Source organism: Sinorhizobium terangae, assembly GCF_029714365.1.
Taxonomy (GTDB): Bacteria; Pseudomonadota; Alphaproteobacteria; order Rhizobiales; family Rhizobiaceae; genus Sinorhizobium; species Sinorhizobium terangae.
This window is the reverse complement of sequence record NZ_CP121659.1, coordinates 1,524,293-1,549,210: the sequence shown is the minus strand read 5'-3', so window position 1 is coordinate 1,549,210 and position 24,918 is coordinate 1,524,293. Positions and strand designations below refer to the sequence as shown.

The 24,918-nt window shown below is 61.5% G+C and carries 19 protein-coding genes; 10 read left to right on the top strand and 9 right to left on the bottom strand.

Annotation, left to right across the window (positions count from 1 at the left end; all coding sequences use genetic code 11):
- Nucleotides 1-5: 5 nt before the first annotated feature.
- The 4 genes from QA637_RS07330 to QA637_RS07315 all read right to left on the bottom strand — a co-directional run bounded on the left by QA637_RS07330 (nt 6) and on the right by QA637_RS07315 (nt 4,442).
- Complete coding sequence (locus QA637_RS07330) at nt 6-1,514, bottom strand: DEAD/DEAH box helicase (protein WP_283064527.1); 1,509 nt, start codon at nt 1,512-1,514, stop codon at nt 6-8.
- A gap of 197 nt (nt 1,515-1,711) precedes the next feature.
- Nucleotides 1,712-3,037, bottom strand: coding sequence for a M23 family metallopeptidase (locus QA637_RS07325; protein ID WP_283064526.1), 1,326 nt, complete (start codon nt 3,035-3,037; stop codon nt 1,712-1,714).
- A 93-nt stretch (nt 3,038-3,130) separates the two neighbouring features.
- A complete protein-coding gene (locus QA637_RS07320; RefSeq protein ID WP_283064525.1) occupies nt 3,131-3,958 on the bottom strand; it encodes a ferritin-like domain-containing protein in 828 nt (275 codons plus the stop codon).
- Nucleotides 3,959-3,974: 16 nt separating this feature from the next.
- Nucleotides 3,975-4,442 carry a peroxiredoxin gene (locus QA637_RS07315; protein WP_283064524.1) on the bottom strand — a complete coding sequence of 156 codons (468 nt, stop codon included), beginning with the start codon at nt 4,440-4,442 and terminating at the stop codon, nt 3,975-3,977.
- Between the two features lie 417 nt (nt 4,443-4,859).
- Here QA637_RS07315 and QA637_RS07310 point away from each other — a divergent pair, with 417 nt between their 5' ends.
- The gene (locus QA637_RS07310) at nt 4,860-8,246 is read left to right on the top strand and encodes a YhdP family protein (protein WP_283064522.1); all 3,387 of its coding nucleotides are present in this window, start codon (nt 4,860-4,862) and stop codon (nt 8,244-8,246) included.
- Between the two features lie 141 nt (nt 8,247-8,387).
- Here QA637_RS07310 and tyrS read toward each other — a convergent pair whose 3' ends face one another.
- Nucleotides 8,388-9,638, bottom strand: coding sequence for a tyrosine--tRNA ligase (gene tyrS, locus QA637_RS07305; RefSeq protein WP_283064520.1), 1,251 nt, complete (start codon nt 9,636-9,638; stop codon nt 8,388-8,390).
- Between the two features lie 171 nt (nt 9,639-9,809).
- Here tyrS and QA637_RS07300 point away from each other — a divergent pair, with 171 nt between their 5' ends.
- Both QA637_RS07300 and QA637_RS07295 read left to right on the top strand, forming a co-directional pair.
- The gene (locus QA637_RS07300; RefSeq protein WP_283064518.1) at nt 9,810-10,985 is read left to right on the top strand and encodes an anhydro-N-acetylmuramic acid kinase; all 1,176 of its coding nucleotides are present in this window, start codon (nt 9,810-9,812) and stop codon (nt 10,983-10,985) included.
- A 120-nt stretch (nt 10,986-11,105) separates the two neighbouring features.
- Entirely contained in the window at nt 11,106-12,305 is a 1,200-nt protein-coding gene (locus QA637_RS07295) for a GGDEF domain-containing protein (RefSeq protein WP_283064516.1), read from the top strand.
- A 6-nt stretch (nt 12,306-12,311) separates the two neighbouring features.
- Here QA637_RS07295 and QA637_RS07290 read toward each other — a convergent pair.
- Together QA637_RS07290 and QA637_RS07285 are read right to left on the bottom strand one after the other, a co-directional pair.
- Nucleotides 12,312-13,260, bottom strand: a protein-coding gene (locus QA637_RS07290) for an IS630 family transposase (RefSeq protein WP_153441515.1) whose coding sequence is annotated in 2 segments (ribosomal slippage) — nt 12,312-12,923 and nt 12,925-13,260 — 948 coding nt in all. Because the reading frame shifts where the segments join, the coding sequence is not laid out codon by codon here.
- A 264-nt stretch (nt 13,261-13,524) separates the two neighbouring features.
- On the bottom strand, nt 13,525-14,202 hold the full coding sequence (locus QA637_RS07285) for an alpha/beta hydrolase (RefSeq protein WP_153440963.1): 678 nt from the start codon (nt 14,200-14,202) through the stop codon (nt 13,525-13,527).
- 224 nt (nt 14,203-14,426) lie between these two features.
- Between QA637_RS07285 and QA637_RS07280 the strand changes: the two genes are divergently transcribed.
- From QA637_RS07280 to sufA, 7 genes are all read left to right on the top strand, one after another.
- A complete protein-coding gene (locus tag QA637_RS07280; protein ID WP_283064514.1) occupies nt 14,427-15,593 on the top strand; it encodes a cysteine desulfurase family protein in 1,167 nt (388 codons plus the stop codon).
- A 151-nt stretch (nt 15,594-15,744) separates the two neighbouring features.
- The gene (gene sufB / locus QA637_RS07275) at nt 15,745-17,214 is read left to right on the top strand and encodes a Fe-S cluster assembly protein SufB (protein ID WP_283064512.1); all 1,470 of its coding nucleotides are present in this window, start codon (nt 15,745-15,747) and stop codon (nt 17,212-17,214) included.
- 76 nt (nt 17,215-17,290) lie between these two features.
- Nucleotides 17,291-18,046: a Fe-S cluster assembly ATPase SufC gene (gene sufC / locus QA637_RS07270; RefSeq protein WP_153440966.1), complete on the top strand. Its 756-nt coding sequence runs from the start codon at nt 17,291-17,293 to the stop codon at nt 18,044-18,046.
- A gap of 22 nt (nt 18,047-18,068) precedes the next feature.
- Nucleotides 18,069-19,346, top strand: coding sequence for a Fe-S cluster assembly protein SufD (sufD, locus tag QA637_RS07265; RefSeq protein WP_283064511.1), 1,278 nt, complete (start codon nt 18,069-18,071; stop codon nt 19,344-19,346).
- Nucleotides 19,347-19,359: 13 nt separating this feature from the next.
- Nucleotides 19,360-20,601 (top strand): cysteine desulfurase, encoded by a 1,242-nt coding sequence (locus QA637_RS07260; RefSeq protein WP_283064510.1) that lies wholly within the window; start codon nt 19,360-19,362, stop codon nt 20,599-20,601.
- Between the two features lie 98 nt (nt 20,602-20,699).
- Complete coding sequence (locus tag QA637_RS07255; RefSeq protein ID WP_153440969.1) at nt 20,700-21,080, top strand: SUF system Fe-S cluster assembly protein; 381 nt, start codon at nt 20,700-20,702, stop codon at nt 21,078-21,080.
- Nucleotides 21,081-21,177: 97 nt separating this feature from the next.
- Complete coding sequence (sufA, locus tag QA637_RS07250) at nt 21,178-21,570, top strand: Fe-S cluster assembly scaffold SufA (protein WP_283064922.1); 393 nt, start codon at nt 21,178-21,180, stop codon at nt 21,568-21,570.
- Nucleotides 21,571-21,686: 116 nt separating this feature from the next.
- On the opposite strand, the gene gcvP is transcribed toward sufA, so the two are convergent.
- Together gcvP and gcvH are read right to left on the bottom strand one after the other, a co-directional pair.
- On the bottom strand, nt 21,687-24,551 hold the full coding sequence (gcvP, locus tag QA637_RS07245) for an aminomethyl-transferring glycine dehydrogenase (RefSeq protein WP_283064509.1): 2,865 nt from the start codon (nt 24,549-24,551) through the stop codon (nt 21,687-21,689).
- Entirely contained in the window at nt 24,551-24,913 is a 363-nt protein-coding gene (gene gcvH / locus QA637_RS07240; protein ID WP_153440972.1) for a glycine cleavage system protein GcvH, read from the bottom strand. The genes gcvP and gcvH overlap by 1 nt, the downstream gene beginning before the upstream one ends.
- Nucleotides 24,914-24,918 lie beyond the last annotated feature (5 nt).

The window sequence follows — 24,918 nt, the reverse complement described above, 5'->3', positions numbered from 1 at the left end:
GGAGGTCAAGCCTTGCCGGCGATCAGCATGAAGGCGGGGATCTCGTCGCCGAAACCGACAGGCGTCGGACCGTCGTCATGATCGCGACGATGCCGGTTGCGGCGGTCGCGATTGTCATCATTGGCGGCATTCTGCGCACGGCCCGGCCGATCGTTGCGGCTGGCATGGCCACGCCCGTTGTCTGCATTGCGTTCCGGTTTCACCGCGCCCGCCCTTTCCGCGACTGGTTCGAGTTCAGCCGCACTATCCGCATAAGCAGCATCAGATCTATGATCGGAACGCCCCTTGCCGGAACGTTCCACATCTTTTTTGCGATCCTTGTGGCGATCGCGGCCACGATCCTTGCGGCCGGCATCGTGGCTTTCCATCGGCTCCGGGAGCTCGGAAAGGTCACCGTTCAGCCACTCGACCTTCTGGCCGATCAGCTTCTCGATGGCGTCGGCGAACTTCGTGTCGCGCCTCGTGACAAGCGTGAAGGAGGCGCCGGAACGTCCCGCTCGTCCGGTGCGGCCGATGCGGTGAACATAATCTTCCGCGTGAATCGGGACGTCGAAATTGAAAACATGGCTGACGTCCGGAATATCCAGGCCGCGCGCCGCGACATCCGAAGCAACGAGCAGCTTGATATTGCCGTCCTTGAAATTGGCGAGCATCGTCATGCGCGAGCGCTGGTCCATGTCGCCATGCAGTGCGCCGACGGAGAAGCCGTGGCGATCGAGCGAACGGAAGAGATCGGCGACATCCTTCTTGCGGTTGCAGAAGATGATTGCGTTCTTCAATTCGTCCTGGGCACGGATCAGGTCGCGCAGGACGGCGCGTTTCTCATAGTCCTTGGCATGTGAGGCAACGAACCGCTGCGTCACGGTGTTCGCGGTGGAGGCGGGACGGGCGACCTCCACACGCTCCGGATTCTGCAGGAATCGGTCGGCAAGCTTCTGGATTTCCGGCGGCATCGTCGCCGAGAAGAACAGCGTCTGGCGCGTGAAGGGAATGAGCTTCGCGATGCGTTCGATGTCCGGGATGAAACCCATGTCGAGCATGCGGTCTGCTTCATCAATGACGAGGATCTCAACGCCTGACATCAAAAGCTTGCCACGCTCGAAATGGTCGAGCAGACGGCCGGGGGTGCAGATCAGCACATCGGCTCCACGTTCGAGCTTGCGGTCCTGTTCGTCGAAGGAAACGCCACCGATCAAAAGCGCGATGTTGAGCTTGTGGTTCTTGCCGTACTTGTCGAAGTTTTCCGCGACCTGTGCGGCAAGTTCACGCGTCGGCTCGAGGATCAGCGTGCGCGGCATCCGGGCGCGGGCGCGACCCTTTTCCAGCAGCGTCAGCATCGGCAGAACGAAGGACGCCGTCTTGCCGGTTCCGGTCTGTGCAATGCCCAAGATGTCGCGGCGCTGCAGCGCCGGAGGGATGGCCCCAGCCTGGATCGGTGTAGGAGTAGCATAGCCCGCGTCGGTAACGGCGGAGAGAACTTTTTGGCTCAGGCCAAGGTCAGCAAAATTTGTCAAAGGGAAAACTGTTTCCGTTCCGGTTCAATAGAACACTGATCGATCGATGGAAAATGCGCCACCACGTGGCGGCGCTCTTAAGCCGAAAGGCGCCGAAAGTCAAGAAATCCAGCACGTTGAAGCTGTGAAAGGTAAACGAGTGCGAATCTTCCCATTTCTTGTCAAGCGGAAGGAGACGGTGCTGGCGCCTGCAAACGTCAATCCATCAGGCCCGCGAGCTTCGTTCCGGCGCGAAGAAACCGCACCGGATCGACGGCGCGGCCATTCAGGCGAACTTCGTAGTGCAGGTGCGGCCCGGTCGACCGCCCCGTACTTCCGGACTTGGCGATGACGTCGCCTGCTTGCACATGGTCGCCGACATTGACGAGAATGACCGACAGGTGGGCATAACGAGTTACGACCCCGTTGCCATGATCTATCTCGACCATGTTGCCGTATCCGCCCGTCGGCCCGGCCGCGGTGACTGTCCCGCCAGCAGCAGAGCGAATGCGCGTGCCGATCGATGTCCGAAAATCGATGCCCGCGTGGAGCGCCAGCCGCCCGAGAAACGGATCCAGCCGGTTGCCGAAATTGCTGGTGACGTCAATGGTAGGCGCAGGACTTTGGAGCGGCAGCTTGCGGGCGGCGTCGCGGGTTTTCTCCAATTCCAGAAGCGCGCTATCGAGCGCAACAAGCGACTTTCCGAACGAATCTTCATCCTGCGGTTCCACGAACGGCCCACCGATCGCGCTTCCATCGGCGTCGCTAGCAGAAGCCTCCGTGGAACCGGCTGGCAGCGTGACGCCGGTGCGTTCCACGATCGTCCTGATCGCTTCGGATGTTCGGGTCGCGCTGCTCGTCAGATGTTCCATGCGTGCCATCTGATCGCGTTCGACATCCTTGAGCGAAAGCGTGATCTTGGAAAAATTCCGGTCCGCTCGATCCGAAAGGGTTTCCTTTTCGCCACTTTCGGGCGAGGCAGGTGCATAGGCGAGGGCGCCGAGACGCGTCGGCGTTGCGCCGGCTTCCCCGTTAAGGCCCATGATTTCTTCGATTGCTTCCACCCCACCGTTCGCATCCGCAGGCTTTTCGAGGGCGAGGGGGTCAATTACAGGAGATGTGCCCTCACCGAGATCTTCGGAAGTATCAGCACTTGCCGCCAAAGCACCAAGCTTGTCGCTGCGCGACCATAGCGCCGACTGCTGCTCCAGGAGTTTCTCGACCTTCTCCTCGACCACCTGCTGGTCCAGCAACTGCCGACTCGTAACCCGGTCCACTTGCGCCCTGAGCGCGGTGATCCGGTCTTCGTATTCATGTTGCATGCGAGCCTGGCGAGCGATCGTGCCGCCGATCAGGTCGTCTCTCAGGACGAGATAGGTGGTAGCCGCCAGATAGCCGACGCTGAAGATCCCGACGACGGATGTAACAAGCGCCGCCATCCATGGGCGAACGGTCATGTGCCGCACCTTATCGCCGCTCGCCAGGATAAGCACATGACTTTGCCTGCGCTTTCGAAAGGCGCCGTCTGCCGAACGAACAGTCACCACATCACCCCCAGCCGGATGCGAAATAACTCGCGTTGCCCGGGTGCGATTACACTTTATTAGGGTTAACAAACCATTGAGCGTTGATCGGTGTCAGATGTTGGTGGACGCCGTCATCGAGCGGTAGAAGGATGGCGTCAGACCGGCTTCCGCACGCGCAACGTCATTGAACGGAGCCTTCAGCGGTCCGCGAAAATTTGCTCGCACGAGTGCCTGAAACGTTGCGGCCGGATCCTTCTTTTGCGGGGCGCAAAGGAAGCGGAACCATTTTGCACCGACGGCGACGTGGCCCTTTTCGTCCTCGTAGATCACATCGAGGACGGAGGCACTCTCGTGGTCGCCCGTTTCGCGCATTTTCGCCCGCAGGGGCGGCGTGACGTCGAGCCCGCGGGCTTCGAGTATGAGCGGCACGACGGCAAGGCGCGCGGTCAGGTCGTTCCGCGTGTCGTGCGCCGCCTGCCACAGGCCGTCATGCGCGGGCAGGTCGCCATAGTCCGCGCCGAGGTCGTTCAGCCTTTGCCGCACCATGCGGAAGTGTTTCGCCTCCTCGAAGGCGACCTGCATCCATCCGTCGAAGAAAGAATTGGGCACCGGTTCCGAGGCAAAGCGCGCGACGATATCGAGCGCCAGGTCGACGGCGTTCAATTCGATGTGGGCGATCGCATGGAGGAGGGCGATGCGCCCTTTCAACGAGCCGAGCGAGCGCCGCTTCACCTGGGTCGGCGGCGTGAGCATGGGTCTTGCCGGACGGCCTGGCCGCTCCGGAACCGCACGATCCAGCGGGGAGCGCAACGACAGCTTTCTTCCCTGCCAACGCCGAGCCGCCTCCTGCGCGAGCTCTGTCTTTTGGTGGAGATCCGCTGAGCGAATCGCCTCGATGGCAGCGCCTCGCAGGCTGTGGAACTGCGGAAGCTTGGTCATCCATCGCTCCTTCGGTTCAAAGCGCCTTTGCGGCGGTCAGAACCTCGCTTGCATGACCTGCAACCCTGACCTTTTCCCAGACCCGGTTGATCGTCCCGTCCGGGTTTATCAGGAACGTCGTGCGTTCGACGCCCATGTATTTGCGCCCATAGAGGCTCTTTTCCACCCAGACGCCATACGCATTGACGACGTTCTTCTCTTCATCCGCCGCCAGCGTGACCGTCAAATTGTGCTTCTTGGCGAAGCGATTGTGCTGTTTGACCGAATCGGGCGAGAGCCCGATCAGAGCAACGCCGGCGGCTTCGAATTCGGCGGCAAGGCCAGAGAAGGAGATCGCTTCCTCGGTGCAGGCCTTGGTATCGTCCTTGGGATAGAAAAAGACCACCACCGGCTTGCCGCGATGAGCGGAGAGCGAGATCGCCCCGCCGCCGTCGCGAGGAAGCTCGAAGTCGGGCGCGACATCACCTGGTCCCAATCGTGCCATGATTTAACCTTTCTTACGCCAAGTTTTGCAGACATTCGGCAGCTACTGCATGGTTCCTCAAATCGGAGCCGATTTAAAACATGCAGCGATTCAAAGTGCTACAGCGTCCTTTTGCGCGTCTGACGAGACGCGCGGCGCTGTAGGGCATATCGAAAATCGACGGCGGCCGTCCAGCGGATTTGTGATAGATTTGACAGGTGACGGACGGCTCCTTCGGCTAGGAGGTTGGTCGGCGCGTCGTCGTGCAAAAACTGGGGCGATAGCGAGCCTTTCCACAGCATCGGCAGGGACGCGTGGTGACTTGGCTCGACGAATTGTGATCTACATGGGTGAACAAAGGGTCCGGCCCTCGCGCGCGGCGACTGGCCTTACAAGGAAATTTGCAATGCCGCACTTAGGCGGAGGGCGCCGGCGCCGATGAGCGATATCCGCGGCGAAAGGGTCTGCTTTCGCAAGGAAGACATCGTCGCGCTGCACGAGCTGCCTTCGGCGCAAGCCCACGATCCGGTCATCGTGCATGCGCCTCGGCCGGGCGGCGCGCTGCGTTTTCTCGGCAAGATCATACTGTGCTGCTCGCTGCTCGCTTTCGTTGCCGTGGCGTCCCTTGTCGCGGTTATCGAAACCGGCCTGGTCGACGGGCCGCTCAACACACGGGCACGCACGGCGCTGAACGCTGCTCTTGGCGAAAACTATAATGCCGATGTCGAGAGCACCGTGATCCGCATGACGAGCGGCGGCGCGCTTGCGCTGAAGGCGCGCGGGGTGACGCTCAAGGAAAGCGGGTCGGGTCGCCACCTCGCTAAGCTCGGCGCAATTTCGATAGCGCTCGACCCGTTCGCTCTGATGACCGGACGCATAGCCGTGTCGCGGCTCGAGGCGGAAGAAGGCGAACTCGACACGGGCCTGCTGCCACGCGGCGAACCTATCGACCTCACGACGATCCGAATCGCGGATGTCGGCGAAGCGCTCGAGAAGTTGTTCGCCCAGGCGGACCGCCTGTCGCGACTGACTGCGGGCAGGGCGACACAAACCGTGCTGCTCTCGGATTTCAGCCTGTCGGTCACAGGGTCGCGTGGTCGCGCCGTTCCCGTCGAAGTGAAAACGCTCGAGTTCACCCACGACCCCAATAGCTCCATGCGCGTCGATGGAATCGTTGCGATCGACGGCATCGAAGCGCAATTGACCGCCAAGGCCCTCGGTGAGAACGGCCGCATCGGTGGCTTCGAGGGGACCGTCAGCGCTTTGCCGCTCGCTCCCTTTCTCTATCACGGCAAATCGGGAAACGAGGAAGCCTTCGGCGTCGAGGCGGCGGCGGACGTCAGCCTGAAAGCCAGCCGTGCGGCTGACGGCCAGAAGCCGGCGCTGGAAGTCAGCGTCAGGACAACGCAAGGTTCGTTTCATGCGGGGGGCCTTGTTTCCGCTCTCAACCCGTCCGACCTGAACGTCTCCTATGATTTTGACCGCGCCTCGGTCGAGATATTGCCGTCTGTCGTCAAGATCGGACGCTCGAGCTTTCCTTTCACGGGCGCCCTCATCGATCTCGACAGGGTTGCAGAGGCCAGCCCTAAGGGCTTCGCCGTCGACCTTCTCTTGAGGAATGCGAACTCGGACCCCGAAGACATCCAGGAAAAACCGCTTGCCTTCGACGCCAAGGCAAGCGGACGCTTCGAGGCAGACAGTCACCGGCTTATTTTCGATCAGCTGGCGATATCGAGCCCACTTGGTTCCATGGCCGGTTCGCTTTCGGTCGCCTTCGGCAAGACGTCGCCGCAGATCAGCTTCGTCGCGCTCAGCGATCAGATGCATTCCACCGCCGTCAAACAATTGTGGCCTTGGTGGCTCGCCAAAGGAGCGAGACGGTGGGCGATAGGCAATCTCTTCGGCGGGACTGTGAGCGACGCGCGGATCGAGGTTTCGATACCCGAGGGACGGATCGCCAATAACCAGGGCGAGCTTAGGCTCGACGAGCGCGAGCTCAACATCAACTTCGCCATTGAAGACACCCGCATCAACATCGCCGGGGAGATTCCGCCGCTTCGCGACACATCGGGGCGTTTTAAGCTCAGCGGCGAACGCATGGTCGTCGACGTCGGAAAGGGGACCGCCTATTTCCCGTCCGGCCGCTCGGTCGCCTTGAACGGGGGCGACTTCGTCATACCCGACGTCTATTCGAAGCCGCTGATGGCGGAAATGAAGATCGAGGTCGGCGGGCAAGCCGACGCGATTGCCGAGCTTGTCGCCTACAAACCGATCCGTGCCCTCCAGAAGACGCCATTCGTGCCGGAGGATTTCACCGGGCCGATGACAGCCCTGGTGGGCGCGCGGTTCGGCCTGATTTCGGATCAGAAGCCCCCTTCGCCTCTCTGGCAGGCGGAGATGCAGCTACAGGACGTGACGATTAACAAGCCCATTTCCGGTCGTTCCATCGCCAACCTGGCGGGCACCATGCGGATCGACAACACCCGGGCGGTGCTTGAGGCCGATGCACTGATCGACGGTTCCAAGATGCGGATCGCACTGACCGAGCCGGTTGACAGCAAGGCAAATGTGAAGCGAACACGCGAGATCTCGGGGACGCTCGACGACGCCGCCAGGCGGAAGATCGCTCCGGCCTTGTCCGGTATCGTCAGCGGGCCGGTCGGCGTCGACGTTTCGCTTGCCGAAGACGGCAGCCAATCCGTCAAGGCGGACCTCGGCAAGGCGTCGCTGTCGCTGCCCTGGATTGGGTGGAGCAAGGGGGCCGGAATCCCTGCAAGAGCCCAATTCGCCGTCAAGGCAACAGACGGCGTGACCGAGATCGGCGATTTCAATATCGCCGGCGACGGGTTCGGCGCCGCCGGTCGCCTGCGTGTCGATGACTCGGGCCTCGCATCGGCTGAACTGAACGATGTGCGCCTTGCAAGCGGAGACAATTTCTCCGTCACGATCGATCGCAACAAGGGCGGTTATGCCGTTGGCTTGACCGGCCGAGCTGTGGACATAAGGCCGGCGCTGGTGCGAGTGAAATCCGGATCCGGTTCATCTGACAGCGGCAATATCACGCTCAATGCCAGGCTTGACGATGTCACGGGATTCAACGGCGAAGTCCTGTCCAATGTGCGCTTCTTGTATGCGGCCCGCGGGCAGCAGATCGACGACATCGACCTTTCGGCTGTGACCGGAAGCGGGCAAGCGGCTGTGGCCAAGATGGCGAAATCCGGCGCCGACAACATACTGGAACTGACCACCGGCGATGCAGGCTCGCTGGCGCGCTTTGCCGATATCTACCGCAACATGAGCGGCGGCCTGATGAATCTGAGGTTGCGCGACCGTGGCGCGCGTTCGTGGCGCGGTGCCGTTGATGTACGGAAATTCTCGCTTGTCGGCGAACAGCGGCTCCAATCCATGGTCTCGACTCCGGCAGGAGAGGATGGCCGCAGCCTTAACCAGGCGGTTCGGCGCGATATCGATGTGAGCACCGCGCAGTTCGACCGCGGCTTCGCTCAACTCTTCCTGGATCAGGGTACGATCCGCGTCGAAAGCGGCGTCCTGCGCGGCGTCGATGTAGGGGCGACATTCCAGGGCACCGTCCGCGACGCGCGGGACCGGATGGACATGACGGGTACGTTCATGCCGGCCTACGGGCTGAACCGTTTGTTCGGCGAACTGCCGCTGATCGGAGTCCTGCTCGGCAACGGCCGTGATCGCGGCCTGCTCGGCATCACCTTCAAGCTGACCGGCCAATTCACGCAACCGCAGCTGACGATCAACCCGTTGTCGATCATCGCGCCGGGTGTGTTCCGCAACATCTTCGAGTTTCAGTAAGGCGAGCGGCCTCGATCCCGGCGCTGGTGAGGCGGATCCACCGAGTTGCTGTGGTCCGCGGCAGATGCAAACGCGAACGGGATGGGAAGCTGCACGCTTCCCATCCCGTTCAAGAATGCTTCGGCTTCCACTCCGAGGGGCTCAGGCCGGCCGCACGAGGATATGCTTTTTCTTGCCGAGCGACAGCTTGATGACGCCGTCGGCGATGTCGTCATAAGCAACGACGCGACGTTCGTCGCTGATCGCTTCGTCGTTGATTCTCACGGCACCGCCCTGGACGTGGCGCCGCGCTTCGCCGTTCGAAGCGGCAAGGCCGGCGCGCACGATGAGCGTCAGCAGGCCGACGCCGGCTTCGAGTTCGGAGGCGGGGACCTCGATCGACGGCAGGTTCTCGGCAAGCGCGCCTTCCTCGAAGGTCTTGCGCGCCGTTTCGGCTGCCTGCTCGGCCGCCGTGCGCCCGTGCAGCATGGCGGTGATTTCCGTCGCGAGAACCTTCTTGACCTCGTTGATCTCGGAGCCGCCGAGCTGCGCCAGACGATCGATCTCCGTCATCGGCAAGGTCGTGTAGAGCTTCAGGAAGCGCACGACGTCCGCATCCTCGGTATTGCGCCAGTACTGCCAGAAGTCGTAGGCGCCGAGCATATCGGGATTGAGCCAGACGGCACCGGTGACAGACTTGCCCATCTTGGCGCCGGATGCGGTTGTCAGAAGCGGCGAGGTGAGGGCGTAGAGCTGCGGCGTGCCCATGCGGTGGCCGAGATCGATACCATTGACGATGTTGCCCCATTGGTCCGAGCCGCCCATCTGCAGCCGGCACCCCGTCCGCTTGTGAAGCTCCACGAAGTCATAGGCCTGAAGGATCATGTAGTTGAATTCGAGAAACGAAAGCGACTGTTCGCGATCAAGTCGCATCTTGACGCTGTCGAACGACAGCATGCGGTTAACCGAGAAGTGGCGGCCGACATCACGCAGGAATTCGAGGTAGTTTATGCCAAGCAGCCAGTCCGCATTGTTGATCATCAATGCGTCCGTCGGCCCTTGGCCGTATTTCAGGTAATTGGTGAATACAGTCTTGATGCTGGCAATGTTGGCCGCGATCGTCTCCGGCGTCATCAGTTGCCGCGCTTCGTCCTTGAAGGACGGATCGCCGACCATGCCGGTGCCGCCGCCCATCAGCGAGATCGGCCGGTGGCCGGTCGCCTGCAGCCAATGCAGCATCATGATCTGAATGAGACCACCGGCGTGGAGGCTTGGCGCGGTGGGATCGAAGCCGATATAGGCAGTCACGGTTTCCGTACGGAACAGTTGGTCGAGCCCGGCATCATCGGAGGTCTGATGGATGAAACCGCGCTCGCTGAGCGTATGGAGGAAATCGGACTTGAACTCGGACATGACCTGTTTCTTTCGGCTGGGTAGGACGTCTGCGGGCGGCGTTTATCATTGTTTTATCGAAAGTGCACGTTTTTGGTTGGCGGGCATTTTGTTATGAACGCACTGGCGGAACGAGGACTGGTGCGCTCGGTTTCTGCCGGCATCGATCGAGGCACGCGCGCGGAGAAATCAATGGGCAAGCTCTTGACGGCAATCGGCTTGATGAGCGGCACGAGCATGGACGGCATCGACGTTGCGCTGCTCCGGACCGACGGCGAGAACGTCGTGCAGCGTGGCCCCTCGGCCGGATACGCCTACGACGCGCGTTTCCGGGCGCGCCTGAAGCAGGGACTTGATGACGCGAGATCGATTGCCGTACGGACGGAAAGGCCGGGGGAACTCGCTCAACTGGAGCGAGACCTGACGCTACGCCACGCGGAAGCAGTCGAAGCATTCCTGCATGAAAACAATCTGTTGCCTGAGAATATTGATGTAATAGGTTTCCACGGACAAACAGTCCTGCACCGCCCGGACGAGGCGTTGACCGTGCAGATCGGCGATGGAGACTTGCTGGCGCGCGAAACACAAATCGACGTCGTCTACGACATGCGGGCCAATGACATGGTCCATGGCGGCCAGGGAGCGCCGCTCATTCCGGCCTACCACGCTGCTCTGGCGAACGGCTTGTCGGAAAAACAAGAGATCGATGCGCCGGTCGTCTTCGTCAATATCGGCGGTATCTCCAACCTCACATTCGTTGGCGCCGGCCGGCGAATCGTCGCCTATGACAGCGGTCCCGGCAATACGCTGATTGACCAGTGGGTGGAGGCCCACGCCGGTATCCCCTATGACCAGGGCGGCATGATCGCAAGCGAAGGCACGATCGTGCCAGAACTCGCCGATCGGTACCTTTCTCATCGATTCTTTACCGCTGAGAAACGCCGCTCCCTCGACCGAAACGACTTCACGCCGCCCTCGGGCGCCGACGCAAGCCTGGCAGACGGCGCTCGCACACTCGCCTACGTCACCGCGGCAGCAATCGTGAAATCGGCAGGGCATCTTCCGGAGGCCCCGGCCACCTACGTCATCTGCGGCGGTGGCCGCCTCAACCAGACCATCATGAAGGATTTGACAAGACTCGCCGGCGCGGTGCACGGCCGAGTGCTTGCCGCTGAAGCACTGGAACTGAACGGCGACTCGATGGAGGCCGAAGCGTGGGCCTATCTGGCGGTGAGATCACTGCGCGGCTTGCCGTTGACCTATCCCGAAACGACCGGCGTCGATCGCCCTGTAAGTGGGGGTCGATTTGCATCGAAGTCGGTAGATATCGAGGCTCGCCAAGCGACAAGGCAGGTCGAACTGCCCTGACAGCACACTTTTCCTTGATTTGCTCTAATTGTTTCTTTGCACTCCGCCGGTAGGATAGCTCGGTGTGTGAGATTTATGCGGATCCGTGATTCGCAGTCGGAACTCTTCGGAAGCTGTCGAATGGGTGGTGCGATTTCCCTTCTGGCCGTGAATTTCATCGTCGCCCAGATCTTTGCGGTCGCATTTCTTATCATCGCGGCAAAGAGTCGTTCGAGCCGACCGGCGATCTGGATCGCTGCCTGCTTCTTTGTCGCCTCCCTCTCTGCGGTGTTTGAGGCCGTTCTGCCCTTCAGCGCTTTTCCGCGCCTCTTCGCGATAGCGGCGTTCGCCAGCGTCCTCGGGGGCTTCAGCCTGCTCCGCGTGGGACTTGGACTGCATTACGACGTGCCGGTTCGGCCGGCGCTGCTTGCCGCTTTCTTCATCGCTTCGGTCATCGTCGATCTCGTGATCTACGACCTTCCGCGCGGCACCTTCCAGCATGCCTTCTTTTACCAGATGCCGTTCTTCCTCATTCAGGCGTGGTCCGCCTCAGCGATCGTCCGGTCGCGGCGGCAAAATTACGCGGACCGGACGCTGCTCTGTCTTCTGGTGCTGAGCGCGATCTACTATCTTGCGAAGATCTACGCCGCGGTGGCGGCGGGCTCCGGAACAACGGCGGCCGATTATGTCTCCAGCCCGTTTGCGCTGATTTCGCAGGCTCTTGGCGCCATGCTGATCGTCGGAACCGGCCTGGCGATGCTCGGCGTCATGGTGAAGGATATCATCGACGACGCGCGGGCGAGTTCTGAAATCGACGCCCTCTCTGATCTCTACAATCGCCGGGGCTTCGTGGAGCGTCTTGCTCCGATGCTGGAAAGACGCGGCACGGTCAATCCCGGCGCGCTCATCCTTACTGACCTCGACCATTTCAAGCAGGTGAACGACAGTTATGGCCATCATGCCGGGGACGAGGTGATCCGGCGGTTTTCGCGCCTTCTTCGCGATCTGATGCCGAGCCGCGCCGTTGCCGGGCGCCTCGGAGGGGAAGAATTTGCCGTCTTTCTTCCCCTGACGGATTTATCGGAGGCGCGTGTCCTCGCCCATGGCATCCGCGCGGCGATGGCCTCAATGCAGATTGACGGCCTGCCTGAAAGGGCGACGGTTACCGCCAGCTTCGGCGTCGCGGCGGTTGCCGTAAACGAGCCGCTCGAACTGGCCATGCAAAGAGCCGACAAGGCGCTCTATGCCGCCAAGGCCGCCGGACGGAACAGGGTGGAGTGTGCCGAAGCGCCGGCAGACGTCGTCAAGCCTGCAGTGCCGCATTGGGTTGGACGAAGCTAGAGCGTTTCAGGTTTTGACAGAAGCATATCCGGCGTTGGCGAAGTAGTTGCTGCATTCGTCGGGCTGGAGTGAGGGGACAAGGCTGCCGAGGTATTTCCATGTCTCCTCGACGGTTCGCTTCTGAGCCGCCCGCATCCAGTGTTTGATTTTGGCGAAGGCCTGCTCGATCGGATTGAGATCGGGCGAGTATGGCGGGAGATACCAGAGCCGCGCGCCGGCGGCTCGGATCATCTGCCGGATGGCCGCCGACTTGTGCGAGCCGAGATTGTCCATGATGACGATGTCGCCGGGTTCGAGCACGGGCACGAGCTGTTGTTCGACATAGGCGCGGAAACACCGACCGTTGATCGGTCCGTCGAAGACGCAAGGCGCTGCCAGCCGGTCGTGGCGCAAAGCGCCGACAAAGGTCAGCGTGCGCCAGTGGCCGTGCGGGGCAAAGCCGCGCAGGCGCTTGCCTCGTGGCCCCCAGCCATAGAGCGGCGCCATGTTGGTCTTGATCCAGGTTTCGTCAATGAACACCAGCCGTCTCGGATCGAGACCGGACTGCCAGGAGCGCCAGCGTTGCCGCCGGCGGGCAATATCGGCACGGGCCTGCTCAAGGGCGAACAGCGTTTTTTTTAAACCGCAACCCCTCGCGGCGCAGGAACCGCCAGACCGTATCGTGCGACACCTTCACCCCACGCGCCGCCAGCTCTTCCTTCAGCCTGTGCAGCGACAAATGCGGCGTCTGGTTGATCCGCTCCGCGATGAACGCACGGTGCGGCTCCAGCACATGCTTGCGGTGGCCGCCCATCTTGCCGGGCGCCACGGACCCGTTCGAACGATAGCGCTGAGACCACTTCACCGCCGACGATACGGCAATGCCGAAACGAGCCGCCACCGATCGGCAGCTTTCCCCCGCCGAAATGGCGCCAACAACACGTTCACGAAGATCGTTCGAAAGAGGTCGCGTCATCGGATGCTGGCCTCCGCTCCAGCCAGCATCTTGAATCACAAAACGGACTAAAACGGAATCCCCTCCGATTCAGTCAAAACCGGAACCGCTCTAAAGCACGTCGCATTCGATTGGAGCCATGCGACGTACTTTATTTTATTGCTTTCAGTGATGTCGTTGTCCCGAAACCGCACCACACTTTCGGGCGACATGCGCTAGACGCCACGTCTCAGTGCGTCCTCGCACGCTGAACTGCACGCGAGGACGATTCGGCCCGCCGCTATGTCATCGAATGCGCTTGGCGGCCGGTTCCGGCGTCAGCTCGCCGTTGAGGCGGCGATCGAGATAGTCCTCGCACTCGGCCATCAGAGTCTCGATCTGGCCGTTGAAGAAGTGGTTGGCGCCCGGCACGGTCCTGTGGGTGATCAGGATGCCCTTCTGCGCCTTCAGCTTGTCGACGAGACCGTTGACGTCCTTCTCGGGGGCCACCTTGTCGGAATCGCCGTTGATGATCAGGCCGGACGAGGGGCAAGGGGCGAGGAACGAGAAGTCATAGATGTTCGGCTGCGGCGCGACCGCCATGAAGCCTTCGATTTCCGGGCGGCGCATCAAGAGTTGCATGCCGATCCAGGCGCCGAAGGAGTAACCGGCAACCCAGCAGCTCTTCGAATCTGGATGCAGGCTCTGCACCCAGTCGAGCGCAGAGGCGGCATCGGAAAGCTCGCCGGCACCATGGTCGAACTCGCCCTGGCTGCGCCCGATGCCGCGGAAATTGAACCGGAGCGTCGTGAACCCGCGCTTCTGAAACATGTAGAAAAGCTGGTAGACGATCTGGTTGTTCATCGTGCCGCCGAACTGGGGATGCGGGTGCAGGATGATGGCGATCGGGGCGCTCTTCTGCTTCGAAGGCTGGTAGCGACCTTCCAGCCGACCAGCTGGACCGTTGAAGATAATCTCGGGCATTGGCTCTCCGGGAATGTTTCTGGTTCTAATTGCGGTTTCAGTGCCGATCTTGTCTTGACGAAAGCAGTCAGCTTTTCTAAAACCTAGTTTAGAACCGTTCAAAACTTCGGTGCGGGCATTCCGCCTTGTGCTTCGTCTCATAAGGCAAGCGACGCGGAAAATTCAAGGAAAATGCAACGGCACCGATTGTAACGGCCGAGCCGCTTGTCCTAACGAAAGAAACGATGTCGGGATCGCGCATTTATATGGACTGGAACGCCACGGCGCCGCTTCTCACTGAAGCGCGCGAGGCCCTCCTGTCGGCGCTCGATCAGGTCGGCAATCCGTCGTCGGTTCACGGCGAGGGAAGGGCGATACGCACGCTTGTCGAAAGCGCCCGGCGTGATGTCGCCGCGCTTTGCGGCGCGCAAGCCGCCTCGGTCACCTTCACCAGCGGTGCGACCGAGGCCGCCAATATGGTGCTGACCCCGGATTTCCGCATGGGACGCACGCCGCTCAGGATCGCAAAGCTCTACGCGTCGGCGATTGAGCATCCAGCGATCCGCGAGGGCGGACGTTTCGCGCGCGAGGACGTTTGCGAGGTGCCGGTGACGAGCGCCGGCGTCGTCGATGGTGCCGCGCTGGATGCACTGCTTGCCTCCCATGATCGCGAGGCCGGGCTGCCGATGGTCGCCGTGATGCTTGCCAACAACGAGACAGGAATCGTCCAGCCTATCGCCGAGGTCGCCACCATCGTGCGCGCCCATGGCGGCCTCCTTGTCGTCGATGCCGTGCAGGCGGCGGGACGTCTGCCTTTGTCGATCGAAGCGCTTGGTGCGGACTTCCTCATCGTCTCTTCGCACAAGATCGGCGGGCCGAAAGGCGCGGGCGCACTTGTCGCGCGTGGTGAAGTCATGATGCCTTCGGCGCTGATCCGTGGCGGCGGGCAGGAGAAAGGTCACCGTTCGGGTACTGAAAATGCGCCCGCACTTGCCGGCTTTGGAGCGGCGGCCCGGGTGGTTGCCGGTAACATAGACGGACGGATTACGGCCGTTGCCGCTTTGCGCGATCGGCTCGAAGCCGAAATGCAGTCGTCGGCGCCGGATGTAGTGATCCACGGACGCGATATTGCTCGCATCGGCAACACGACCTTTTTCACGCTTCCGGGCCTGAAAGCTGAGACCGGCCAGATCGCCTTCGATCTCGAAGGCGTGGCGCTTTCGGCGGGATCGGCCTGCTCCTCCGGCAAGGTCGGGCAGAGCCACGTGCTGACAGCTATGGGTTACGATCCTCGCCAGGGCGCATTGCGTATATCAATCGGCGAGACAACGACGGAGGCCGAAATCGAGCGTTGCGCGGCTGTCTTCGCGAAGGTGGCGGCCCGCCGGCGCTCAACCGGAAAGGCCGCATGAGGCAAAACGTTGAAGGAATTTGCGGAAAAGCAAATTTCCGCTTGGCAAATGGGGTGAAAAGCGCCTTTTAGCCATTACATAAGCGGTGCGCAAAGTTTGCATCGTGTTGACAAGCTGCCGGACCTTGGATCCGGCAAGATTGGAGAACGACATGCCTGCCGTGCAGGAGACCATTGATCAGGTCCGCAAGATCGACGTGGACCAGTATAAATACGGCTTCGAAACGCATATCGAGATGGAAAAGGCGCCGAAAGGCCTTTCCGAGGATATCATTCGTTTCATTTCGGCCAAGAAGAACGAACCGGAGTGGATGCTGGAGTGGCGTCTTAACGCCTATCGCCGCTGGCTGACCATGGACGAGCCGAGCTGGGCGCGTGTCCGCTACCCGAAGATCGACTTCAACGAGATTCACTACTACGCCGCGCCGAAGAGCATGTCGGGGCCGAGGTCGCTCGATGAGGTCGATCCGGAACTGCTCGCGGTCTACGAGAAGCTCGGTATCCCGCTCAAGGAACAGGAAATCCTTGCTGGCGTTCAGAAGTCGAAGATCGCCGTCGACGCGGTGTTCGATTCCGTCTCGGTCGTCACGACCTTCAAGGAGGAGCTGAAGAAGGCCGGCGTGATCTTCATGTCGATCTCGGAAGCGATGCGGGAGCATCCGGACCTGGTGCGGAAATATCTCGGTACGGTTGTGCCGCAGTCGGATAATTTCTATGCAACGCTGAACTCTGCCGTCTTCACCGATGGTTCCTTCGTCTACGTACCCAAGGGCGTGCGGTGCCCGATGGAGCTTTCGACCTATTTCCGCATCAACGAACGGAACACCGGCCAGTTCGAGCGCACGCTGATCATCGCCGACGAGGGCGCCTATGTGTCCTATCTCGAGGGCTGCACCGCACCGCAGCGCGACGAGAACCAGCTTCATGCGGCGGTCGTCGAGCTGATCGCGCTCGATGACGCCGAGATCAAGTATTCGACGGTGCAGAACTGGTATCCGGGCGACAAGCACGGCAAGGGCGGCGTCTACAACTTCGTCACCAAGCGCGGCGATTGCCGCGGCAAAAATTCGAAGATTTCCTGGACGCAGGTGGAAACCGGTTCGGCGATCACCTGGAAATATCCGTCCTGCATCCTGCGCGGCGATGGCTCGCGCGGCGAGTTCTACTCGATCGCCGTTTCCAACGGTCACCAGCAGGTCGACTCCGGTACCAAGATGATCCATCTCGGCAAGAACACGTCGAGCCGCATCATCTCCAAGGGCATCGCCGCCGGCGTTTCGGACAACACCTATCGCGGTCAGGTTTCGGCCCACCGCAAGGCGGAAAACGCCCGCAACTTCACCCAGTGCGACTCGCTCTTGATCGGTGACAAGTGCGGTGCCCATACGGTGCCCTATATCGAGGCGAAGAACTCGACGGCGCAGTTCGAGCACGAGGCGACGACGTCCAAGATTTCCGAGGACCAGCTGTTCTACTGCCTGCAGCGCGGCATTCCGGAAGAGGCAGCGATCGCGTTGATCGTCAACGGCTTCGTCAAGGAAGTCATTCAGGAACTGCCGATGGAATTCGCCGTTGAAGCGCAGAAGCTGATTGGCATCTCGCTGGAAGGCTCGGTGGGCTAACGCCTCGACCTGATTATCGAAAAGCGCGCGGGACTTGCGCGCAAAGACTATTCGCTTCCCAAGAGGACGATTGAAAATGCTTGAAATCAAGAATCTGCACGCCCGCATTGCCGAAGACGGCACGGAGATCATCCGCGGCCTGAACCTGACCGTGAAGGCGGGCGAAGTCGCCGCCATCATGGGACCGAACGGCTCCGGCAAGTCGACGCTGTCCTATGTACTTTCCGGCCGCGAAGACTATGAAGTGACCGAAGGCGACATTCTCTATAACGGCGAGAGCATTCTGGAGCTCGACGCTTCCGAGCGTGCGGCGAAGGGCATCTTCCTCGCCTTCCAGTATCCGGTCGAGATTCCCGGCGTTGCTACCATGCAGTTCCTGAAGGTGGCGATGAATGAACAGCGCAAATATCGGGGCGAAGAGGAACTGACGACACCGGAATTCATGCGCCTCGTCAAGGAAGCGGCCGGTGACCTCAAGATCGCGCCGGAAATGCTGCGCCGTCCGCTGAACGTCGGTTTTTCCGGCGGCGAGAAGAAGCGCGCGGAAATCCTGCAGATGGCGCTGCTTCAGCCGAAGCTTTGCGTTCTCGACGAGACCGACTCGGGCCTCGATATCGATGCGCTGAAAGTCGTCGCCGACGGCGTCAATGCGTTGCGTTCGCCGGATCGCGCCGTTGTCGTGATCACGCACTACCAGCGCCTGCTCGACTACATCGTGCCGGATACCGTCCACGTCCTCTACAAGGGCCAGGTCATCAAGTCGGGCGACAAGACGCTGGCGCATGAACTCGAAGCCAAAGGCTATGCGGATCTCATCGAGGCGGCAGCCTGACGCCTGTTGAAGGAGTGTTCGAATGAATATGCAACAGGCCATCAAGATGACGGCTGCCGAAACCGCGCTGGTCGATGCCTATACCGCCCAGATCGGTGATCTGCCCGGCGACGGAGCGGTGCTGTCGCTCCGCGACACGCTCGTCCACGAACTGAGGACGGCGGGGCTGCCGACACGTCGCATCGAGTCATGGCACTATACGGACCTGCGCACCTTGCTACGCACGGTACCTGCCGCCGATCCGTCGGCCTTTGCCGACAGGATCGATGCCGTCGTTCCGGGTTCGTCCGTTCTTCCGGTTCGCAGCGGCCAGGCAGACCTCAAGGGCCTTCCCGAGGGTGTGACGGCGCGCTCCTATACCGACAGCCTGATTGACGGTTCGGCCGTTGCCGGCCTTGCCGTGCTCGGCTCGGATGATGCAATCGGCCGAATCAATGGTGGGCTGGTTCGCGGCGGTCTCGAAATCGAGATTGCGGAAGGGGCTGAGCTGAAAGCACCGCTCGAGATTCAGGTCGTCCAGAGCCACGGCCAGACGCACACGCGCTTTCCCGTATCCTTCGGCGCCGGCTCCAAGGCGACCGTGATCGAACGGCATCTGTCGACAAACGCGGAGCCAAGCTTCGTTTCGTCGGTGAGCGACGTCACGCTCGCCGAGGGTGCCGACGTGATCTGGATCATCGTCCAGCAGCAGGGCGCGGACGATACGCATCTCGGCCAGATCCGCTTCGACCTCGGCAAGAACGCGAAGCTGCACCTCTTCGTCATCAATGCCGGCGGCAAGCTGGTGCGCCAGGAAATCCACGGCAAGGCGAGCGGCGAGGGCGCCGATCTGACGCTGCGCGGCATCAACCTGCTTGGCGGCGACAGCCACACGGACGTGACCTTCACGCTCACCCATGACGTGCCGCACACCACGTCGAGCGAGATCATCCGCAACGTCGTTTTCGACCGGGCGAAGGGCGTATTCCAGGGCAAGATCCTGGTCGCCAAGGACGCGCAGAAGACCGACGCGAAGATGGCCTGCAATACGCTGCTCTTGTCCGACGATGCCGACATGTCTTCAAAGCCGGAGCTCGAAATCTTTGCAGACGACGTGCAGTGCGGTCACGGTGCGACGGTCGCCGACATCGACCACACACAGCTCTTCTACATGCTCGCTCGCGGCATCCCGGAGAAGAAAGCGCGCGCGATGCTCGTCAACGCCTTCGTCGCCGAGATCGTCGAAGAGCTTGAAGACGATGAGGAACTGGTCGAGGCGCTGGAAGGCATAATCTCGGCCTGGCTGGAAAAACACGCCTGATTGGACGAAGGATATGGAACATATCGTGCCGGTGCCGGCCTATGACGTCGAAGCCATCAGAAAGGATTTCCCGATCCTTTCGCGGACGGTCTATGGCAAGCCGCTTGTCTATCTCGACAACGGCGCATCGGCACAGAAGCCGCAGCTCGTTATCGATGCCGTGGCCCATGCCTATGCCAACGAATACGCCAACGTCCATCGCGGCCTGCATTTCCTGTCGAACGCCGCAACGGAAGCCTATGAGGCGGCGCGCGAGAAGGTTCGCCGCTTCCTGAACGCGCCATCGGCCGACAATATCATCTTCACCAAGTCCTCGACCGAAGCGATCAATGCGGTCGCCCACGGCTACGGCATGCCGAAACTCGGGGAGGGCGACGAGATCGTGCTCTCGATCATGGAGCACCACTCCAACATCGTTCCCTGGCATTTCATCCGTGAACGCCAGGGCGCGAAGCTCGTCTGGGCGCCCGTCGACGACAACGGCGCGTTTCACATCGAAGATTTCGTCAAATGCCTGACGGAACGGACAAGGCTCATTGCCATCACGCACATGTCGAACGCGCTCGGCACGGTCGTACCGGTGAAGGAAATCTGCCGCATCGCACGCGAGCGCGGCATTCCGGTGCTGGTCGACGGCAGCCAAGGTGCGGTGCATATGCCGGTCGATGTTCAGGACATCGATTGCGACTGGTACGTGATGACCGGCCATAAGCTTTACGGCCCGTCTGGTATCGGCGTGCTCTACGGCAAGATGGATCGCCTGAAGGAGATGCGTCCTTTCATGGGGGGCGGCGAGATGATCGAGGAGGTGACCGAGGACCGCGTCACGTACAACGACCCGCCGCACCGCTTCGAGGCCGGCACGCCGCCGATCGTGCAGGCAATCGGCCTCGGCTATGCGCTCGATTATATGGAAAAGGTCGGCCGGGAAGCGATACGCGCCCATGAGGCAGATCTCACGGCTTACGCGCGAGAGCGGCTGTCATCGATCAATTCGCTGCGGGTCTTCGGCGACGCGCCTGGCAAGGGCAGCATCTTTTCCTTCGAGATTGCCGGGGTCCATGCCCACGACGTTTCGATGGTGATCGACCGCGCCGGCGTTGCCGTCAGGGCCGGAACACATTGCGCGCAGCCGCTCTTGAAACGGTTCGGCGTCACCTCCACATGCCGTGCGTCCTTCGGCCTCTACAATACCCGGGCCGAAGTCGATGCGCTCGCGGATGCGCTGGACCACGCTCGGAAGTTTTTCGCGTGAACGCACGCTGCAAAGCGTCTGTTCAAAATATGGATTGCCGCAGGTTCTTGCCGTAAAGGTGTGGCACACTTTCGCGGAGCCTGCTCAGGGAGACGGACATGAGTCTGGACGCAACGCAAGAAAAGATCGATGTCCGCGAAGGCATCGTTCACTCGGCCATCCCGGCCGAGGAATTGGCGCGCCTCAGCGACGACATCATCGGGGCGCTCAAGACAGTCTATGATCCGGAAATCCCGGCCGATATCTTCGAACTCGGTCTTATTTACAAGATCGACATCGAAGACGACCGGATGGTGAAGATCGAGATGACGCTGACCGCTCCGGGCTGCCCCGTTGCGGGTGAAATGCCGGGCTGGGTCGAGAACGCCGTCGGCGCCGTCGAGGGTGTTTCCGGCGTCGAGGTGACGATGACCTTCGATCCACCGTGGACGCCGGACCGCATGTCGGAAGAGGCGCAGGTCGCGCTCGGCTGGTACTGAACTTCGGCCTGATATTGATCCGTTAAGACGCGGGCATTACATTAGATTCTGGAAAGCGCCGGGCCTTTACCCCGGTGATATGAAGGAGAAGAAGCCGATGGGCTTTGCCGTGATGAGCTTGACCGATGCGGCCGCAGGCCGCGTGCGGGCGATCGTCGAGAACGCTGGAGGCGATGCCAAGGGTATTCGCTTGAGCATCAAGAAGGGCGGCTGCGCCGGCATGGAATATGCCGTCGATCTGGTAACCGAGCCCAACAGCAAGGACGACCTGGTCGAACATCTCGATGCAAGGGTCTGGGTCGCGCCCGAGGCCGTCCTTTACCTGCTTGGCACTCAGATGGATTTCGAAGTGACGCCGCTCCGCTCCGGCTTCACCTTTAACAATCCCAACCAGACGTCGGCCTGCGGCTGCGGCGAGTCCGTCGAACTCAAGCCGGCCGACCTTGCTGCACTGGCCGCCAGCGGCGAGGCGGTCGTTCGCGCGAACTGACGTTTTGCAAATGCAATGAATTTAAAAAGCCCGGTTTCAGCCGGGCTTTTTCGTTTCATCGCATTGTCGTTTGATGTGTCGGCGGGCGTGCACGAGGCACGCCCCGCCGCCTCACATCATTCCGCCGCTTCCGCGTAGCTTTCGATTGGCGGGCAGGTGCAGACAAGATTACGGTCGCCGTACACATTGTCGACACGGTTGACCGGCGACCAATATTTGTCGACCCGGAAGGCGCCCGGCGGGAAGCAGGCCTGCTCGCGCGAATAGGGCCGGTCCCAATCGCCGACGAGGTCTTCGACCGTGTGCGGCGCGTTCTTCAGCGGATTGTTGACCTTGTCCATCCGGCCCTCCTCGATGGCGCGGGCCTCCTCGCGGATCGCCAGCATCGCATCGCAGAAGCGGTCGAGTTCGGCCTTGGTTTCCGACTCGGTCGGCTCGATCATCAGCGTGCCGGCAACCGGCCAACTCATGGTCGGCGCATGGAAGCCGCAGTCGATCAGACGCTTGGCGACATCGTCGACGGTTACGCCTGCGCTGTCGGCGAGCGGACGCGTGTCGATGATGCATTCATGCGCGACACGGCCCTTAGCCGACTTATAGAGCACATCGTAGGCCCCCTTCAGCCGCGCGGCGATATAATTGGCATTGAGGATCGCCACCTTGGTCGCCTGGGTCAGGCCCTCGCCACCCATCATCAGGCAGTAGCTCCAGGAGATCGGCAGGATCGAAGCCGAACCGAAGGGAGCCGCGGATACTGCGCCGTCATGATCATCCGTTTCCGGATGCCCCGGGAGGAAGGGAGCAAGATGCGCCTTCACGCCGATCGGTCCCATGCCCGGGCCGCCGCCGCCGTGCGGAATGCAGAAGGTCTTGTGCAGGTTCAGGTGGCTGACGTCTGAGCCGATGTCGCCAGGCCGGGCAAGGCCGACCATGGCATTCATGTTGGCGCCATCCAGATAGACCTGGCCGCCGTGCTTGTGGACGATTTCGCAGACTTCCCGCACGTTTTCCTCGAACACGCCATGCGTGGACGGGTACGTGATCATGCAGCAGGAGAGATTGTCGGCATATTGCTCGGCTTTAGCACGGAAATCGTCCATGTCGATTTCGCCGATGTCGCTGACCTTGACGACCACCACCTTCATACCAGCCATCTGTGCGGAGGCCGGGTTGGTGCCGTGCGCCGAGGTCGGAATGAGGCAGACGTCGCGATGGCCGTTGCCGTTGGCGATGTGATAGGCGCGAATCGTCAATAGTCCGGCGTATTCACCTTGCGCACCCGAGTTAGGCTGCATCGAAATCGCGTCATATCCGGTGACCGCGCAAAGTTTTTGCGACAGGTCCTCGATCATGTGGCGATAGCCGAGCGCCTGGTCCGCCGGAGCGAAAGGATGAATTTCGGAAAACTCCGGCCAGCTGATCGGCAACATTTCCGCCGTTGCGTTGAGCTTCATCGTGCAGGAGCCGAGCGGGATCATCGCCCGGTCGAGCGCGAGGTCGCGGTCCGCGAGACGGCGGATGTAGCGCGTCATCTCGCTTTCGGCGCGGTTCATGTGGAAGATCGGGTGGGTCAGGTATTCGCTGGTGCGCAGCAGCGGCTGCGGCAGGCGATAGCCCGGCTCGAAATCTTCCACCTTGAAATCGCCGCCGAAGGCGCGCCAGACAGCTTCGAGCGTCACCGGCCGCGAACGCTCGTCGAGGCTGATGCCGATTTTCGTGTTGCCGATCTTGCGAAGGTTCACTTCCTCGGCCACCGCCGTCTTCAGGATAATGCCCTGCAGCTTGCCGACCTCGACCGTGATCGTATCGAAGAAGACATCCGGCTCAACCGTGTAGCCAAGCTTTTCCAGCCCCATGGCGAGACGCACCGTCTTCTGGTGAACGCTTTGCGCAATCGCCTTGATGCCCTGCGGGCCGTGGAAAACGGCATACATCGACGCCATCACAGCAAGCAGCACCTGCGCCGTGCAGATGTTGGACGTCGCCTTTTCGCGGCGAATGTGCTGTTCGCGCGTCTGCAGCGATAGACGGTAGGCGCGATTGCCGCGCGAATCGACCGAAACGCCTACCAGGCGCCCTGGCATCGAGCGCTTGTAGGCATCCTTGACGGCCATGTAGGCGGCATGCGGACCGCCATAGCCGACTGGGACGCCGAAGCGCTGCGTCGAGCCGATGGCGATATCGGCGCCCATCTCACCAGGCGACTTGAGCAGCGCCAGCGCCAGCGGGTCGGCCGCGACGGCGGCGATCGCACCCTGCTCGTGCAGCGTGGCGATCAGCGTCGTGAAATCGCGAACATGGCCATAGGTGCCCGGATACTGGAAGATCGCGCCGAAGACATTGGCGGCATCGAGATCCGCGAAGGGATCGCCGACGACCACTTGCCAGTCGAGCGGCGCAGCGCGCGTCTTGAGGAGCGCGATCGTCTGGGGATGGCAATTCTCGTCGACGAAGAAGGTCTTCGCCTTGGATTTCGCAACCCGCTCTGCCATGGCCATGGCTTCCGCAGCCGCCGTTGCCTCGTCGAGCAGCGAAGCATTCGCGACATCGAGGCCGGTCAGGTCGCAAACCATGGTCTGATAGTTGAGCAGCGCCTCGAGCCGGCCTTGGCTGATTTCGGGCTGATAGGGCGTATAGGCCGTGTACCAGGCCGGATTTTCCAGGATGTTGCGCTGGATGACCGGCGGCGTGATCGTGCCGTAGTACCCCTGGCCGATCAGCGAGACAAGTTTCTGGTTGCGGTTCGCCGTTTCGCGCAGCTTGTCGAGCGCCTCGCGCTCGGTCATCGCTGCGCCCCAGACGAGCGGTGTCTTCTGGCGGATCGCGGGCGGAACCGTATCGTCGATGAGGGCGTCAAGGCTCGGATAGCCGACGACCTTCAGCATCTCCTCCATTTCCGCGGGCGACGGGCCGATGTGGCGCCGATTGGCGAAGTCGTATGGCTTGTAATCCGTAAAAGTGAAGTCCTTGGGCATGCTCATCAGGCGACGAGCTCCTTGTAGGCCGCTTCGTCGAGAAGGGCATTGGCGGCGCTCGGATCGGCGAGCTTCAGCTTGAAGAACCAGGCTGCCCCCTGCGGATCGCTGTTGACGAGCGACGGGTCGTCGACGATCGCCTGGTTGACCTCGACGATCTCCCCGTCGAGCGGGCAATAGACGTCGGAGGCTGCCTTCACGGATTCGACGGTAGCGGCCGAATCGCCCCTGGCGAAGGAGGCACCGGCTTCCGGCAGTTCCACGAAGACGAGATCGCCGAGCTGTCCGGCTGCGTGCTCGGTGATGCCGACGGTCGCGACGTCACCTTCGATCTTCAGCCACTCGTGTTCCTCGGTGAATTTCAGCATGGGCG